We start from the raw sequence: 15,899 nt of genomic DNA, 5'->3' as shown, positions 1-15,899 counted from the left end.
GAAGCTGTGGGCTTCCCTTAGTCTTTTATGGGCTTCATAATAGCCCCGCATTCTTATTAGGAGTTTCTTTCGTGCTTGCAGCGCAGCTGAAAAACTATCTTGCAGAGGCCAAGATCCAGGCTAGTGAAATACAGCAGCAGCAATTGCTGGCATTTGTGTCACTATTGGATAAATGGAACAAAGCTTATAACCTCACTTCTGTCCGTGATCCACAGCAGATGTTGATCCGTCATATTATGGATAGTCTGGTAGTATCGCCATTTCTACAAGGACAACGCTTTATTGATGTTGGAACCGGCCCAGGCTTACCAGGGATACCGCTGGCTATTTTGAATCCAGATAAACAATTTGTGCTGCTTGATAGCCTTGGCAAGCGTATTCGGTTTCAGCGTCAGGTTCAGATTGAGTTAAAGCTTAATAATATATCCTCTGTAGAAAGCCGGGTTGAAGACTATCAGCCACAAGTATTATTTGATGGTGTGCTCAGCCGGGCGTTTGCTTCGATAAGTGATATGCTGAGCTGGTGCGCGCATTTGCCTAAGGCTACTGGTGCTTTTTATGCGTTGAAAGGACAGCTGGATGGTAATGAATTGGCGGAAATTCCCGCTGAATACTGTGTGCAACAGCAACATCAACTGCTGGTGCCGCAGTTACAAGAACAGCGACATCTGCTGATCATCACTTCCCGGAACTGAGTGCCTTGCAATTCGCTAGCGTATCAAGCAAGTTGATGCAAGCATGGGATTAACAACAGACTTGATGGACAAGGTGACATTGTGGCGAAAATCATTGCCGTAGCTAACCAGAAAGGTGGCGTTGGGAAAACAACAACAAGTGTGAATCTGGCCGCGTCACTGGCCGCTACCAAGCGCCGGGTGTTACTGGTTGACCTAGATCCTCAGGGTAATGCCACGATGGGCAGCGGTGTTGATAAATACGACCTTGAAAATACCGTTTATGAGTTGTTGGTGGAAGAGAAGCCATTCGATGAAGTGGTGATAAAAAACACCGTTGGTAAATATGATCTAGTGGCAGCTAACGGCGATGTGACAGCGGCTGAGATCAAGCTGATCGAGTTTTTTGCCCGAGAGATCCGTTTACGTAATGCATTAACGGCTATTCGCGATCGTTATGATTTTATTTTTATTGATTGCCCTCCGTCACTCAATATGTTGACCGTTAACGCCATGTCCGCAGCCGATTCGGTGTTGGTGCCAATGCAGTGTGAATACTACGCATTGGAAGGTCTGACGGCGCTGATGGACACTGTCTCGAAACTGGCGGCAATGGTTAATCCAGGGCTTGGCATTGAGGGAATTTTGCGTACTATGTACGACCCGCGCAATCGCCTAGCCAACGATGTGTCCGATCAGTTGAAACAGCATTTTGGTGATAAGGTTTATCGTACCGTCATTCCGCGTAATATTCGTCTGGCTGAGGCCCCGAGTTTTGGCGCGCCAGCAATGTATTACGATAAAGGCAGTGCCGGGGCTAAAGCTTATTTATCTCTGGCGGGTGAAATAATCCGCCGAGCAGAGCAACAGAAGAAACAAGCAGAAAAAGTTTAAAGGGATCACCATGACATTAAAAAAACGCGGTTTAGGTAAAGGTCTGGATGCACTGCTTAGCACCAGCCACGCCGCTAATCAAAAGCGGGAAACCGCCGAAGTGCCGGAAGCGGATGTCAGCAGCGGAGAAACCCTACTTAATCTGGATCTGGATTTGCTTAAACCAGGTAAATACCAACCGCGTAAAGATATGTCACCTGAAGCGTTGGAAGAACTGGCTGAGTCCATTCGTGCTCAAGGCGTTATTCAGCCAATTGTTGTGCGAAAAACCACTGATGGTGTATATGAAATTATTGCCGGTGAGCGTCGCTGGCGCGCAGCGCAGTTGGCGCAACTGGACAAAGTCCCCTGTATTGTTAAACAAGTTCCTGACGAAAGTGCGGTTGCTATTGCCTTGATTGAGAATATTCAACGTGAAGATCTCAACGCTATGGAAGAAGCTATTGCCCTAAATCGTCTTATTGAAGAATTTGAACTGACACATCAGCAGGTGGCTGATGCTGTTGGTAAATCCCGTGCCACCGTTTCTAACTTATTACGCCTCAATGCCTTAAATCCTGCTGTGAAAGTGATGTTAGAGCACGGAGATATTGATATGGGTCACGCGCGGGCGTTATTAGCGCTTGACGGTGATCAACAAACCAGCGTTGCCAGAGTGGTGGTTGCGAAAGAATTGACCGTTCGTGAAACCGAACGGCTCATTAACAAAGTGCTTAATCCTCAGCAGAAACCTGAAAATAATATTAAAAATGCGGATTTAACAAGGTTGGAAAGCGAGCTAGTTCAAAGATTAGGAACAAAAGTTAATATTACGCACACGGTAAAAGGCACCGGTAAAATTGTAATTAATTACCAGAGTTTGTCAGAACTCGATGGAATTATCGCCAAAATCAGCTGATTTACGCGAAAAAATATCAATAAATAAAAGATAATGTAAGTTAATTACATTAAAACGGTAAATGCTTTTATAACTTGGCGCTAAATCACGTTTACGCGCTTTTTTTTTGATATCCTCAACGTTGCGCGAATGCTTCGAAAAGGTATACTTTCGCAAGCTTTTTGCGCTGGTGGCCCAGAATTTTCAAACTCGGTCACCGAAACAAAAAGAAAATTACGGAGAAGATCGATTGATTGACAATCTGGCTCGTCGTGGCCGCCGGTCAGCTTACAAACTGATTATGTTGCAAGCCACGGTTACTGGATTGGCATCGACGGTCTTTTTCGTTATGCAGGGGGTCAACGGTGGTCTGTCAGCATTAGCTGGTGCGGTTATCGCTGTGATCCCCAATTTCGTGTTCGCTACCCTGGCGTTCTCTCATATGGGAGCCAGCGCCACAGCAAAAGTGTTAAAAGGCTTTTACTGGGGGGAAGCGTTAAAGTTGCTGTTGACTATTGCATTGTTTTCATTAGTTTTTTTAACATATAAAGCTGCATTTATGCCGCTTTTTGTTTGTTATTTGCTGGGGTTAATTGTGCATTGGACAGCTCCTTTATACTTCAAGCAAAGTTAAGTGGGATGAATCATGTCTGCAACTGGTGAAGTGTCATCGCAGGAATATATTCAGCATCACCTGACGTTCTGGGCTTCAGGACATAACGGTGGATTCTGGACATGGCATATTGATTCATTGCTCTTTTCTGTAGGGCTTGGTGTTCTGTTCCTGTGGTTGTTCCGCAGCGTTGGTAAAAAAGCCACAACCGGCGTCCCTGGTAAGCTTCAATGCCTTATCGAGATGATCGTCGAATTTGTGGATAGCAGCGTTAAGGAAACCTTCCATGGTCGCAATAAACTGATTGCGCCGCTCGCTCTGACCATTTTCGTTTGGGTATTCATGATGAACTTCATGGATATGATCCCGGTTGATTGGTTGCCACAAGTGGCAGCTTTGATTGCCGGCGATCACAACCAGCACCTGAGGGTGGTTCCGACTGCGGATCTTAATGTGACTTTCAGTCTAGCACTGGGGGTGTTTGGGCTGATTATCTATTACAGCATTAAGATCAAAGGCATATCAGGGTTTGTGAAAGAGCTGACACTGCAGCCCTTTAATGTAAAGGCAATGATACCGGTCAACTTCGTGCTTGAGTCTGTTACCTTGATTGCCAAGCCGATTTCATTGGCCTTGCGTCTTTTCGGTAACCTTTACGCTGGTGAGTTGATCTTCATCCTTATTGCGCTGATGTATGGTGCCAATGTGGCGATTGCGGCTCTGGGTGTAACTTTGCACTTGGGCTGGTTGATATTCCACATATTGGTTATCACTCTACAGGCGTTTATCTTCATGATGCTAACAATTGTTTACTTAAGCATGGCGCATGAAGATCATTAAGGATTGCTGAAGAAATTTTTAAACTAAATCATTAACTAACATAGATTTAGAAACTGGAGATACAGATGGAAACGATTCTGGGCTTTACTGCAATTGCTGTTGCTTTGCTCATTGGTCTGGGTGCTTTGGGTACCGCTATTGGCTTCGGTCTGCTTGGTGGTAAATTTCTTGAAGGTGCTGCTCGTCAGCCAGAAATGGCGCCGATGCTGCAGGTGAAAATGTTCATCGTTGCAGGTCTGTTGGACGCCGTGACCATGATCGGTGTAGGTATTGCACTGTACATGCTGTTCACTAACCCACTGGGTAACATGCTGCACGGCTAATGCTTCTGTCTTTAATCTAACTAGGAGGCTGTTGTGAATATCAACGCTACCCTAATCGGTCAGACGGTCGCCTTTTTTATCTTCGTGTGGTTCTGCATGAAGTTTGTTTGGCCGCCTTTGATGAGTGCCATCGAAGAGCGCCAGAAAAGGATTGCTGATGGTCTTGCTGACGCTGACCGTGCAGCTAAAGACCTGGAGTTGGCTCAGGTGAAAGCCTCAGAACAACTCAAAGAAGCCAAGGCTACCGCCAACGAAATCATCGAGTCTGCTAACAAACGCAAGGCTCAGATCATTGACGAAGCCAAAGCCGAAGCAGACGCTGAGCGTTCAAAAATTATCGCTCAGGGTCAAGCAGAAATTGAAGCTGAACGTAATCGCGTGAAAGAGGAACTGCGTAAGCAGCTTGCCACTCTTGCCATTGTTGGTGCAGAGAAAATCCTCGAGCGTTCGATTGATGAAGCCGCCCAGCGTGACATAGTTGATAAACTTGTTGCGGAAATTTGATAAGGGAGTGGAGTTATGGCTGAGTTAACCACCATTGCTCGTCCTTATGCAAAGGCAGCTTTTGATTTTGCGGTTGAACATCAGGCCGTGGAAAAATGGGCAGAAATGCTCAATTTTGCCGCGTTGGTCAGTGAAAACGAGACCATGAAGCCGCTACTGGCCGGAGTGATGGCCAGTGATCGTTTAGCAGACTTGTTTATTAAAGTGTGCGGCGAACAGATGGATGCCCATGGTCAAAATCTGATCAAGGTAATGGCCGAAAACGATCGCTTAGAAGTACTGCCTGCTGTTGCTCAGCAATATGCTGAGTATCGCCTTGAATGGGCCAAAGAAGTTGAAGCCAGTGTAGTGTCTGCGACACCGTTGGCTGAAACTCAGATTGAGCAGATTTGTGCTTCTCTAGAGAAACGTCTCGCACGCAAAGTTAAGCTGAATTGCAGCGTTGATGCCAAGCTAATCGCTGGCATTATCATCAAAGCTGGTGACCTGGTGATTGACGGGTCTGTCCGCGGCAAACTCGACCGTTTGTCTGATAAGCTGCAATCGTAATTGGGAGTTTGAGCATGCAACTGAATTCCACTGAAATCAGCGATCTGATTAAGCAGCGGATCGAGCAGTTCGACGTTGTCAGCGAAGCCCGTAACGAAGGTACAATCGTTTCGGTAAGTGACGGTATCATCCGCATCCACGGCCTGGCCGATGTCATGCAGGGTGAAATGATCGAGCTGCCTGGTAATCGATACGCAATTGCGTTGAACCTTGAACGTGATTCTGTCGGTGCCGTAGTAATGGGTCCTTATGCCGATTTGGCTGAGGGTAACAAAGTAAAAACTACTGGCCGCATTTTGCAGGTGCCAGTAGGGCGTGGTCTGCTGGGTCGTGTTGTAAATACCTTGGGCGAACCTATCGACGGTAAAGGTCCTATCGAAAATGATGGCTTTGCTCCTGTTGAAGTGATTGCTCCTGGTGTTATTGACCGTAAGTCAGTATCACAGCCAGTACAGACTGGATATAAAGCTGTTGACTCCATGATCCCAATCGGTCGTGGTCAGCGTGAGCTGATCATCGGTGACCGTCAGATCGGTAAAACCGCTTTAGCCATTGATGCTATTATCAACCAGAAAAATTCTGGCATTAAATGTATTTATGTGGCGATTGGTCAGAAAGCTTCTACCATCGCTAACATCGTACGCAAACTGGAAGAACACGGTGCATTGGCGAATACTATCGTCGTAGTGGCTACCGCTTCAGAAGCTGCTGCTTTGCAGTATCTTGCGCCATATTCCGGTTGTTCCATGGGTGAATACTTCCGTGACCGCGGTGAAGATGCCCTGATCGTATACGACGACCTGACTAAACAGGCTGTTGCATATCGTCAAATTTCACTGTTGCTTAAGCGTCCACCAGGACGTGAAGCTTACCCAGGCGACGTTTTCTATCTGCATTCTCGTTTGCTGGAACGTGCTTCCCGCGTGAACGAAGAATATGTAGAAAAATTCACTAACGGTGAAGTAAAAGGCAAAACCGGTTCATTGACCGCCTTGCCTATTATTGAAACCCAGGCTGGTGACGTATCTGCATTCGTACCGACTAACGTAATTTCGATTACTGATGGTCAGATCTTCCTGGAAACTGACCTGTTTAACTCTGGCTTACGTCCAGCGGTTAACCCTGGTATTTCGGTTTCTCGTGTAGGTGGTGCCGCGCAGACCAAGATCATCAAGAAACTGTCCGGTGGTATACGTACCGCACTGGCACAGTACCGAGAGCTGGCTGCTTTCTCTCAGTTCGCCTCCGATTTGGATGACGCGACCCGTGCCCAATTGGAACACGGTGAACGTGTAACTGAACTGATGAAGCAGAAGCAATATGCACCGATGAGCGTTGCTGATCAGGCTGTGTCTATTTTCGCTGCAGAAAAAGGCTTCCTGAAAAGTGTTGAGCTGAAGAAAATCGGTGATTTTGAAGCTGCCCTGCTCTCCTTCATGAACAGCGAGCATGCCGAGCTGATGAAGCTCATCAACGAAACCGGCGACTATAACGCTGATATCGAAGGTGAACTGAAAGCTGGTCTCGAAAAGTTCGTGGCAACCCAAACCTGGTAACAACACGCGAGGTGCCAGTTAAGGCACCTCTGGTCCAGATTGGAGAGTAGAGATGGCCGGCGCAAAAGAGATTAAGTCAAAGATCTCCAGTGTGAAAAACACACAGAAGATCACTTCCGCCATGGAGATGGTGGCAGCCAGCAAAATGCGCAAAGCGCAGGATCGCATGGCTTCCAGTCGTCCTTATGCGGAAAGTATGCGTAAAGTGATCGGTCACGTAGCGCAAGGTTCTCTCGAATATAAACACCCCTATTTAGAGGTGCGAGAAGCCAAGCGGGTTGGATACATAGTTGTGGCAACCGACCGTGGTCTTTGTGGTGGTTTGAACGTCAACCTGTTTAAGAAGGTGGCGGCAGACGTGAAAAGCTGGAAGCAACAAGGTGCTGAAGTGGAATTTTGTCCCATCGGTGCTCGTAGCGTACAGTTTTTTAAAAGCTTTGGTGGCAAGGTACAGGCTTCGGCGTCTGGTTTGGGTGATGCACCTAAATTGGCAGATCTGATCGGTACTGTGCGTGTAATGCTGCAGGCTTACAACGAAGGCAAACTGGATCGTCTGTATGTGGTGTTCAATAAATTCGTGAATACCATGACACAGACCCCCGTGATCGAGCAGCTGCTGCCTTTGCCTAAATCCGATGAAGATGATGTGAAACATCACTGGGATTACATTTACGAACCAGATCCAAAAGAACTGTTGGAAAGATTACTGGTGCGTTATGTGGAATCTCAAGTTTATCAGGGTGTTGTTGAAAATATTGCCTCTGAACAGGCTGCCCGTATGGTGGCGATGAAAGCGGCAACTGACAACGCAGGTAACCTGATTGACGATTTGCAACTGGTGTACAACAAGGCCCGTCAGGCTGCAATTACGCAGGAACTGTCGGAAATTGTATCCGGTGCAGCTGCGGTTTAGGCTGGGTAACCAAGACAAGTTTTAGAGGATTAATCATGAGCACAGGTACTGTAGTCCAAGTAATTGGCGCGGTTGTGGACGTAGAGTTTCCACATGATGCCGTACCTCAGGTATATGACGCTCTGAAAATCGTGGGTGAAGGCGCCTGTAAAGGCCTGGTGCTGGAAGTTCAGCAGCAGCTGGGTGGTGGTGTAGTTCGTACCATCGCCATGGGTTCTTCCGACGGTTTGCGTCGTGGTATCGAGGTGGAAAATACAGGTGCCCCGATTTCTGTTCCGGTAGGTCATGCAACACTTGGCCGTATCATGAACGTATTGGGTGAGCCCGTAGATGAAGTGGGTCCTATTGGTGAAGAAGAGCGTTATATTATTCACCGTGCGGCTCCTTCTTATGAAGAACAATCAAACACCACTGAATTGCTGGAAACTGGTATCAAGGTTATTGACCTTGTTTGTCCGTTTGCCAAGGGTGGTAAAGTCGGTCTGTTCGGTGGTGCGGGTGTTGGTAAGACAGTTAACATGATGGAACTGATTAACAACATCGCTAAAGCCCACTCAGGTCTTTCTGTATTCGCCGGTGTAGGTGAACGTACCCGTGAAGGTAACGACTTCTACTACGAAATGAAAGATTCTGGCGTTCTGGACAAAGTAGCCATGGTCTACGGTCAGATGAACGAACCACCAGGCAACCGTCTGCGTGTAGCGTTGACTGGTCTGACAATGGCCGAAAAATTCCGTGATGAAGGCCGTGACGTACTGTTGTTTATCGACAACATTTACCGTTACACCCTAGCCGGTACTGAAGTATCAGCGCTGCTGGGTCGTATGCCGTCAGCAGTAGGTTATCAGCCAACATTGGCGGAAGAAATGGGCGTACTGCAGGAACGTATTACCTCTACAAAAGTGGGTTCTATCACTTCTGTACAGGCGGTATACGTACCTGCGGACGACTTGACTGACCCAAGCCCTGCAACTACTTTCGCCCACTTGGATGCGACCGTAGTATTGTCGCGTCAGATTGCTTCTCTGGGTATTTACCCAGCGGTTGACCCTCTGGATTCCACCTCTCGTCAGTTGGACCCTCAAGTGGTTGGTCAGGAGCATTACAACGTGGCAACTGGCGTGCAGCACGTGCTGCAACGTTATAAAGAGCTGAAAGACATTATTGCTATTCTGGGTATGGACGAATTGTCTGATGAAGACAAGATGACAGTAGCTCGCGCGCGTAAAATTGAGCGTTTCCTGTCTCAGCCATTCCACGTAGCAGAAGTGTTTACCGGTTCTCCAGGTAAGTACGTCTCTTTGAAAGACACTATCCGTGGCTTCAAAGGTATTTTGGAAGGTGAATTTGATCATCTGCCAGAACAGGCGTTCTACATGGTTGGTTCTATTGAAGAAGCAGTAGAAAAAGCCAACAAGAAGTAATCAGAGAATGCTCTCTGGTTTTGATAGGAGAACGGGATGGCAGCCATGACAGTACAACTTGATATCGTCAGTGCAGAAAGCAAAATCTATTCCGGACTGGTTGCCAGTTTACAGGTGACAGGTTCAGAAGGTGAGCTAGGGGTAATGCCCGGCCATACGCCACTGCTGACTAATATCAAACCTGGCATGGCGCGCATCGTCAAACAAAATGGTTCCGAAGAAGTGTTTTATCTGTCCGGGGGTATCCTCGAAGTACAGCCTTCTTCTGTATCCGTATTGGCTGATGTCGTAATGCGTGCCGATGAGATTGACGAACAGGCCGCTGTAGAAGCCAAGCGTCGTGCCGAAGCCGTGATGGCAAAGGCGGGTGCTGACTTTGATTACGCGGCAGCAGCAATTGAGCTGGCTAAAGCCATTGCTCAGTTGCGTGTGGTCGAAACCATCAAGAAGAACATTGCCAGATAATGTAACTCTGCTGAAAAAGGCGCCTGATGGCGCCTTTTTTATTGCCTGCAATCTGGGATAGACACTGCATCAGACCGGCAATTTGGTTAGAATGTGGCGGTCATTTGCTAAAGGAAGTGGTTATGTCGCTCAATGTTGTGATCCTCGCGGCCGGAAAGGGAACCCGGATGCGTTCTTATTTGCCCAAAGTCCTGCACAAAGTTGCCCACAAAAGTATGGTGCAGCATGTTATCGATACCGCCAAAGCCCTGGATGCCGCGCAGATTAATCTGGTGTATGGCTATGGTGGTGAACAACTACAGGCAGCCATAACCGATCCACAACTAAATTGGGTGGAGCAGCCACAGCAGTTGGGAACGGGTCATGCGGTGGCACAGGCGATCCCATACATAAACGATGAAGACACCGTGTTGGTGCTGTACGGTGACGTGCCGCTTATTCGTGAACAAACCTTACAGGCGTTATTACAAAGTCGCCAGCCCGGTGGCGTGGCAATGCTCACGGTGAATCTGGCGAACCCTAGCGGTTATGGCCGTATTTTGCGAGAAAACGGTAAGGTTGTTGGCATTGTGGAGCAGAAAGATGCAACGGCAGCGCAACTGGCAATTACTGAGGTCAATAGCGGCATTATGGCGTTGCCTGGCAAACAGCTAAAACATTGGCTGAGCCAATTGAACAATAACAATGCCCAAGGAGAGTTTTATCTTACTGATGTGGTAGCGATGGCTCATCGGGATAATGTTACTATCACCACCGCTCATCCGGCGGATGCCATTGAAACCGAAGGCGCGAATAATCGGGTGCAGTTAGCTGTGTTGGAACGGGCTTATCAGGCGCGCATGGCCGAACAACTGATGCTCAATGGTGCCAATCTTAGAGATCCCGCCCGTATCGATATTCGCGGAGATGTGACCGTTGGTCAAGATGTGATGATTGATATCAATGTCATCTTTGACGGCAAAGTGGTGCTTGGTAATAACGTCACCATAGGTGCGGGTGCGATTCTGATCGATTGCGAAATAGCCGATGGCGGCGAGGTGAAACCCTATACCATTGTTGAAGGTGCCAAAATAGGGGTAAATGCCAATGCTGGACCGTTTGCCCGTTTGCGTCCTGGGGCTGAATTGAAAGCGGATGCCCATGTGGGTAATTTCGTGGAAATGAAAAAAGCGGTGTTGGGGGAAGGTTCTAAAGCCGGGCATCTGACGTATTTGGGCGATGCGCAGATAGGTAAAGGCGTCAATATTGGTGCTGGCACTATCACCTGCAACTATGATGGTGCCAACAAGCACCTTACCGTAATTGGGGATGATGTATTTGTGGGCAGTGATACGCAGCTGGTGGCCCCGGTATCCATTGCCAAAGGTGCCACTTTGGGGGCGGGTTCCACCATTACCAAAGATGTTGGTGAAAACGAACTGGTCATTACCCGGGTAAAACAAAAACATATCAGTGGTTGGCAACGACCAGTAAAAAAAGCTAAATAGTCTTTTTTAAATTTCGTTTCGAAAGCACTCGTTAATGGGTGCTTTTTTGTGTCTTCTATCTACTCTTGCTTAATGGTGGCTTAATAAAGGTGCTAATCAGCGCAAAAAGTGCTTGTGGTTAAGTTTTGTTTGAATATAATTTCTTTCAAATCGAAACTTAAGCTATCGATAAATGATAAAAAGGAACACCCAGCAACGGCGCCGAGCAATTGTTGAACAGTTAAATCACTCCGGCGAAGTCAGTGTTGAACAACTGGCACAAGCGTTTGAGACCTCAGAAGTCACTATCCGCAAGGACTTGGCGGCGCTGGAAAATGATGGATTACTGCTGCGACGTTATGGTGGTGCCGTGCCGTTACCTCAGGAACTGGCAGTGCCACTGCGGGGACCATCCGTAAATCAGTTAGCCATTGCTCACAAAGCCGCAGAACTTATTCGCGATCATAACCGCATCATCATTGACTGTGGTTCCACTACCCTGGGGCTTATTCCCGAGTTAAATGAAAAGCGCGGGCTGGTGGTAATGACCAACTCCCTGCAACTCGCTAATGCCATTCACGAACTGGAAAATGAGCCAACATTATTGATGACCGGCGGTACTTGGGATCCACATTCCGAATCGTTTCAGGGGCAAATGGCTGAGCAGGTATTGCGCTCCTATAACTTTGACCAACTGTTTATTGGCGCGGATGGTATCGATCTGAACCGCGGCACTACCACTTTCAATGAACTCACCAACCTTAGCAAAGTGATGGCGGAAGTATCACAACAGGTGGTAGTGATGTTGGAATCCGACAAGCTGCAGCGGCGTATTCCCAACCTAGAATTGCCTTGGGAACAGATATCTACAGTCATTACCGATGATCGTCTATCTTCGCAGGCGGCAGACATTATTCGTGGGCACGGCATCGAAGTATTGCTGGTGCCTTATCAATCTTCAAACTAAGACGTAATGCAGGAAATAACATGTGTGGAATAGTTGGCGCCGTGGCGCAAAGGGATGTGATGGAAATTTTGCTGGAAGGATTGAAGCGGCTGGAATATCGCGGCTACGACTCCGCCGGCATGGCTGTTATCCATGAACAGCAACTGCAGCGTGTGCGCCGCGTGGGTAAAGTGCAGGAGTTGGCCGATGCACTGGCACAGCATCCATTGTCTGGTGGTACGGGTATAGCCCACACCCGCTGGGCGACCCACGGTGAGCCTAACGAACGCAATGCCCATCCCCACCAATCCAGTGGTGATATCGCCGTGGTACACAACGGTATTATTGAAAACCACACTGAATTGCGAGTAAAGCTGCAAGCACAGGGTTATCAGTTTGAATCAGATACCGATACCGAGGTTATCTGCCATCTGGTGCACCATGAGCTGAAAACCCATGAAACCTTGCTGGCAGCGGTGCAGGCTACCGTGAAACAACTGCAAGGTGCCTATGGCACAGTTGTGATTGATCGCCGCGACAGCGACCGCTTAGTGGTCGCGCGCAGTGGCAGTCCGCTGGTGGTGGGTTATGGTCTGGGTGAAAACTTTGTCGCGTCAGATCAACTGGCGTTGTTACCGGTAACCCGTTCTTTTTCTTACCTAGAAGAAGGTGATGTTGCTGAAATTACCCGCCGGAAAGTGAGTATCTTTAACAGCCAAGGCGAAGCGGTTGAACGTGAGATTAAAGAGTCTGAAATCACTCATGATGCCGGTGACAAAGGTGAATATCGGCATTACATGCTGAAAGAGATCCACGAACAACCACTAGCGTTAACTCGTACTATGGACGGCCGTATCGCCCATGGTCAGGTGCTGCCATCGGCTTTTGGTGAAAATGCTGCAGCCTTGCTACAAGGTATTCGTCACGTACAGATCATCGCCTGTGGCACCAGCTATCACGCAGCCATGACCGCCCGTTACTGGTTAGAACAATGGGCGGGGGTTTCCTGTAATGTGGAAATTGCCTCCGAGTTTCGCTATCGCAAATCTTTTACTTACCCAGACAGCTTGTTTGTCACCATTTCCCAGTCGGGTGAAACCGCCGATACCCTGGCCGCCTTACGCTTGGCAAAACAGATGGGGTATAAAGCCTCGTTGACCATCTGTAACGTGCCTGGTTCATCTTTGGTGCGCGAGTCAGATATGGCGTACATGATGAAAGCAGGCGCGGAAATCGGTGTGGCATCAACAAAAGCCTTTACCGTGCAGTTAGCCGGACTGCTGATGTTGACAGCGGTTATCGGCCGCTACAACGGCATGAGTGCCGATACTGAAACCGCTATGGTTCACAGCTTGCAATCTTTGCCAGCAAAAGTGGAACAAACCTTAGGGCTGGACGAAGCCATTGCCGATTTGGCGGAAGACTTTGCTGACAAGAGCCATGCGTTGTTTTTAGGCCGCGGCGATCAATACCCTATTGCCATGGAAGGTGCGCTAAAGCTAAAAGAGATCTCTTACATCCATGCAGAAGCTTATGCCTCGGGCGAACTGAAACACGGGCCGTTAGCGTTGATCGATGCCGATATGCCGGTGATTGTGGTAGCGCCTAACAATGAATTGCTAGAAAAGCTCAAATCCAACGTAGAAGAAGTGCGCGCCCGTGGCGGCTTGATGTATGTGTTTGCCGATGTGGATGCCAACTTCCAGTCAGACGACTCCATGACGGTTATCCCCGTACCCCACTGCGATGAGTTTATTGCGCCACTGATCTACACCTTGCCACTACAACTGCTTTCTTATCATGTAGCTTTGATAAAAGGCACTGACGTTGACCAGCCACGCAATCTCGCAAAATCGGTAACTGTTGAATAAAATCAATATTTTATGTGACAGTTGTGGGAAAGAAATAGAGATTCATACTAAGTATTAAAGTCTCATAAGTGGCGGTTTTAGCTGGATGCTAGCCGCCACTTTTATTTCTAAAGTGCCCCATTGCGATTCAGCGGTGTGATTTTGGGCTAACTCTGACATACAAAGATTGACCAAATTTTAGTAATACGACAAAGTTACTGCGTAACCAGTTGATTAACGTTGATTAAGGATGTTGTTTTCAGGCACGCTTGAAGCGTTAGCGTCGCAGGTGAAGCGAACTTACACGCAGTCAGCTTCAAGTGAGGAACAAACACTCTCAATGTTGGCGGAATACGGAGTATTCAGATACAAGGAAGTCAAATAGCCTATCATCATGTGCACCTTCTACGTAATCTGCCACTCGCAAACCAAACAACGGACACGAAAAACCGCTCCGTTGAATTATGATCGTTACATGCCAATGGCTAAGTTATTATCGGAATCATATATAGGGAGTTATTGTGAGTCTTGTTCAAATTCATTTTGATGGTGATATAGCTGTCAACCACCAAGTAAGTATGAGAACCCTTGGAAAAACGCTAACGCATTTGCAAAATTCGATGGATAGAGCCTACTTAGAGCAGCATTACGGGCAGCTATGGAAATTTGCGAAAATGCGACAGGAGTTCTACCAAGAGGTAGAGCTGCTTGTACAAGAGCCTAAAGAAGGGGGTTATGTACTAGATTTCTTATCGTCAAACCCCGTAACCAAGGCCGTTATAAATAGAGTTTCTAGTGCTGTTAATGGTGCTGTTGAAGCTTCAAAGCAAGCAGGTTTGGACAAAGCAACTAAAATTGAAGACTCTCTAAGCAATAGGATAGCTCAAGTTGAAAGCGGAATTCTTGTTCCAAAAGACCTACAGACGATGATAGATAACCCAGATGCATCAGTAATAAGACGATATGGTGATCGTGCGATCTCTAGAGAAATCGATCAAATACTGTCAATCATTAGAGCTGGGAATGCAGGAGATAGTACTTTTGAGCTTCTTTTGAGCGGAGATAAATCTGCCAAATTTGATTTTAATAAAGAGTCTGCTGGAAGGTTTCATTCAACAGTTTCTCGCAGAGAGCTTGGTGAGCCTGTACTCTATACCGCAACAATATCATCACTAGATAGGCATAATAACAACGGAAAGATTTACAATTTAATAACCCAAAAAGTTGCTAATATTCATTTCTTCAATGAAGACTTTCTAGAGATGGCGATGCCTTTTTTTCAAGAGAAAAAAGAGATGGTTTTTGTGGGTTCTCCATTAATAGAATACGGTGCATTTGATCCAAATGCAGGTGATATCTACTTTATCAAATTGGCATAGTTATGGATGAATTAGCAAAGGCTGTACAAAAAAAATATATTGAAGATATAACCAAGAAGTATCCGCTTCATCGTTTCCTTGTTATATTTATGGTTTTAATTTCTTCATACATATACTCCAAGGGTGATGACATTAGAGTGCTCTCAGAATTACAGAATATAAAGTTAAGCTTTATCTTTGATTTTAATAAAGGCTTGCTTGCTTCTGTTGATTTCGAGCAGTTGGTTATGGCTATTTTTGTATCAGGAATTATTGGTTATATATATTCCAAAGTTAGCAGCATGTCATTCAAATTGCTAGCGAAGGCATCTTCTTTTGATTCTTATATCTCTGACATTAGAGAAAAGGTTAATTCAAAAAAATCACAAGAGGAGGTTTTGAATTACTTTCTTGCTAAGGATGTATCGAAAGAACTTGAGGGTTTGAGAGTGAAATTAAAATCTTTTCATACTCGTTCTGAAGTGTTTCTTGTTATCGCATTAACTATAGGATGGGGACACAGGGTGGGATCATACTTTGTTAACAGCATGGAACTTATCAGTATCAGCATGATCTGATCAGGCATGTTATTCTACTCAGCCTAATCCATGTCCTTGTTTGACCATTTGAAACTCATTGAAGACCCA

General features: G+C 46.8%; 17 protein-coding genes. All 17 read left to right on the top strand.

Going from position 1 to position 15,899, the window contains the following annotated elements; all coding sequences use genetic code 11:
* The first annotated feature begins 71 nt into the window (after nt 1–71).
* The 17 genes from rsmG to J3L11_RS08905 all read left to right on the top strand — a co-directional run bounded on the left by rsmG (nt 72) and on the right by J3L11_RS08905 (nt 15,830).
* Complete coding sequence (rsmG, locus tag J3L11_RS08985) at nt 72–695, top strand: 16S rRNA (guanine(527)-N(7))-methyltransferase RsmG (RefSeq protein ID WP_133038383.1); 624 nt, start codon at nt 72–74, stop codon at nt 693–695.
* Nucleotides 696–776: 81 nt separating this feature from the next.
* Nucleotides 777–1,568: a ParA family protein gene (locus J3L11_RS08980; protein WP_133038384.1), complete on the top strand. Its 792-nt coding sequence runs from the start codon at nt 777–779 to the stop codon at nt 1,566–1,568.
* Between the two features lie 10 nt (nt 1,569–1,578).
* Nucleotides 1,579–2,466, top strand: a complete 888-nt coding sequence (locus J3L11_RS08975; RefSeq protein WP_133038385.1) for a ParB/RepB/Spo0J family partition protein — start codon at nt 1,579–1,581, stop codon at nt 2,464–2,466.
* Between the two features lie 229 nt (nt 2,467–2,695).
* Nucleotides 2,696–3,079 (top strand): ATP synthase subunit I, encoded by a 384-nt coding sequence (locus J3L11_RS08970; RefSeq protein ID WP_207570793.1) that lies wholly within the window; start codon nt 2,696–2,698, stop codon nt 3,077–3,079.
* Nucleotides 3,080–3,091: 12 nt separating this feature from the next.
* Entirely contained in the window at nt 3,092–3,898 is an 807-nt protein-coding gene (atpB, locus tag J3L11_RS08965) for a F0F1 ATP synthase subunit A (protein WP_207570792.1), read from the top strand.
* A gap of 65 nt (nt 3,899–3,963) precedes the next feature.
* A complete protein-coding gene (gene atpE, locus J3L11_RS08960; RefSeq protein ID WP_037445530.1) occupies nt 3,964–4,221 on the top strand; it encodes a F0F1 ATP synthase subunit C in 258 nt (85 codons plus the stop codon).
* A 33-nt stretch (nt 4,222–4,254) separates the two neighbouring features.
* Complete coding sequence (atpF, locus tag J3L11_RS08955) at nt 4,255–4,725, top strand: F0F1 ATP synthase subunit B (protein ID WP_189618244.1); 471 nt, start codon at nt 4,255–4,257, stop codon at nt 4,723–4,725.
* Nucleotides 4,726–4,740: 15 nt separating this feature from the next.
* Entirely contained in the window at nt 4,741–5,274 is a 534-nt protein-coding gene (gene atpH, locus J3L11_RS08950) for a F0F1 ATP synthase subunit delta (protein WP_207570791.1), read from the top strand.
* Between the two features lie 14 nt (nt 5,275–5,288).
* Complete coding sequence (atpA, locus tag J3L11_RS08945) at nt 5,289–6,830, top strand: F0F1 ATP synthase subunit alpha (RefSeq protein ID WP_133038390.1); 1,542 nt, start codon at nt 5,289–5,291, stop codon at nt 6,828–6,830.
* 52 nt (nt 6,831–6,882) lie between these two features.
* The gene (atpG, locus tag J3L11_RS08940) at nt 6,883–7,743 is read left to right on the top strand and encodes a F0F1 ATP synthase subunit gamma (protein ID WP_133038391.1); all 861 of its coding nucleotides are present in this window, start codon (nt 6,883–6,885) and stop codon (nt 7,741–7,743) included.
* Nucleotides 7,744–7,778: 35 nt separating this feature from the next.
* The gene (gene atpD, locus J3L11_RS08935) at nt 7,779–9,167 is read left to right on the top strand and encodes a F0F1 ATP synthase subunit beta (RefSeq protein WP_133038392.1); all 1,389 of its coding nucleotides are present in this window, start codon (nt 7,779–7,781) and stop codon (nt 9,165–9,167) included.
* A 36-nt stretch (nt 9,168–9,203) separates the two neighbouring features.
* Complete coding sequence (locus J3L11_RS08930; RefSeq protein WP_133038393.1) at nt 9,204–9,632, top strand: F0F1 ATP synthase subunit epsilon; 429 nt, start codon at nt 9,204–9,206, stop codon at nt 9,630–9,632.
* 122 nt (nt 9,633–9,754) lie between these two features.
* A complete protein-coding gene (glmU, locus tag J3L11_RS08925) occupies nt 9,755–11,119 on the top strand; it encodes a bifunctional UDP-N-acetylglucosamine diphosphorylase/glucosamine-1-phosphate N-acetyltransferase GlmU (RefSeq protein WP_207570790.1) in 1,365 nt (454 codons plus the stop codon).
* 172 nt (nt 11,120–11,291) lie between these two features.
* Nucleotides 11,292–12,065: a DeoR family transcriptional regulator gene (locus tag J3L11_RS08920; protein WP_207570789.1), complete on the top strand. Its 774-nt coding sequence runs from the start codon at nt 11,292–11,294 to the stop codon at nt 12,063–12,065.
* Nucleotides 12,066–12,085: 20 nt separating this feature from the next.
* A complete protein-coding gene (glmS, locus tag J3L11_RS08915; RefSeq protein ID WP_207570788.1) occupies nt 12,086–13,915 on the top strand; it encodes a glutamine--fructose-6-phosphate transaminase (isomerizing) in 1,830 nt (609 codons plus the stop codon).
* A gap of 500 nt (nt 13,916–14,415) precedes the next feature.
* Nucleotides 14,416–15,273 carry a hypothetical protein gene (locus J3L11_RS08910; RefSeq protein WP_207570787.1) on the top strand — a complete coding sequence of 286 codons (858 nt, stop codon included), beginning with the start codon at nt 14,416–14,418 and terminating at the stop codon, nt 15,271–15,273.
* 2 nt (nt 15,274–15,275) lie between these two features.
* On the top strand, nt 15,276–15,830 hold the full coding sequence (locus tag J3L11_RS08905) for a hypothetical protein (protein WP_207570786.1): 555 nt from the start codon (nt 15,276–15,278) through the stop codon (nt 15,828–15,830).
* Nucleotides 15,831–15,899 lie beyond the last annotated feature (69 nt).

It is taken from the genome of Shewanella sp. 4t3-1-2LB, from assembly GCF_017368415.1.
Classification (GTDB): domain Bacteria; phylum Pseudomonadota; class Gammaproteobacteria; order Enterobacterales; family Shewanellaceae; genus Shewanella; species Shewanella fodinae.
Note: the sequence above shows the minus strand (reverse complement) of the source record. Positions and strands in the feature narration are given on the sequence as shown.

Excerpts from the sequence above, each read along its gene's own strand:
- J3L11_RS08975 (WP_133038385.1), top strand. The coding sequence starts at position 1,579 with ATGACATTAAAAAAACGCGGTTTAGGTAAAGGTCTGGATGCACTGCTT.
- atpB (WP_207570792.1), top strand. The coding sequence starts at position 3,092 with ATGTCTGCAACTGGTGAAGTGTCATCGCAGGAATATATTCAGCATCAC.
- atpE (WP_037445530.1), top strand. The coding sequence starts at position 3,964 with ATGGAAACGATTCTGGGCTTTACTGCAATTGCTGTTGCTTTGCTCATT.
- atpH (WP_207570791.1), top strand. The coding sequence starts at position 4,741 with ATGGCTGAGTTAACCACCATTGCTCGTCCTTATGCAAAGGCAGCTTTT.
- atpA (WP_133038390.1), top strand. The coding sequence starts at position 5,289 with ATGCAACTGAATTCCACTGAAATCAGCGATCTGATTAAGCAGCGGATC.
- atpG (WP_133038391.1), top strand. The coding sequence starts at position 6,883 with ATGGCCGGCGCAAAAGAGATTAAGTCAAAGATCTCCAGTGTGAAAAAC.
- atpD (WP_133038392.1), top strand. The coding sequence starts at position 7,779 with ATGAGCACAGGTACTGTAGTCCAAGTAATTGGCGCGGTTGTGGACGTA.
- J3L11_RS08930 (WP_133038393.1), top strand. The coding sequence starts at position 9,204 with ATGGCAGCCATGACAGTACAACTTGATATCGTCAGTGCAGAAAGCAAA.
- glmU (WP_207570790.1), top strand. The coding sequence starts at position 9,755 with ATGTCGCTCAATGTTGTGATCCTCGCGGCCGGAAAGGGAACCCGGATG.
- J3L11_RS08920 (WP_207570789.1), top strand. The coding sequence starts at position 11,292 with ATGATAAAAAGGAACACCCAGCAACGGCGCCGAGCAATTGTTGAACAG.
- glmS (WP_207570788.1), top strand. The coding sequence starts at position 12,086 with ATGTGTGGAATAGTTGGCGCCGTGGCGCAAAGGGATGTGATGGAAATT.
- J3L11_RS08905 (WP_207570786.1), top strand. The coding sequence starts at position 15,276 with ATGGATGAATTAGCAAAGGCTGTACAAAAAAAATATATTGAAGATATA.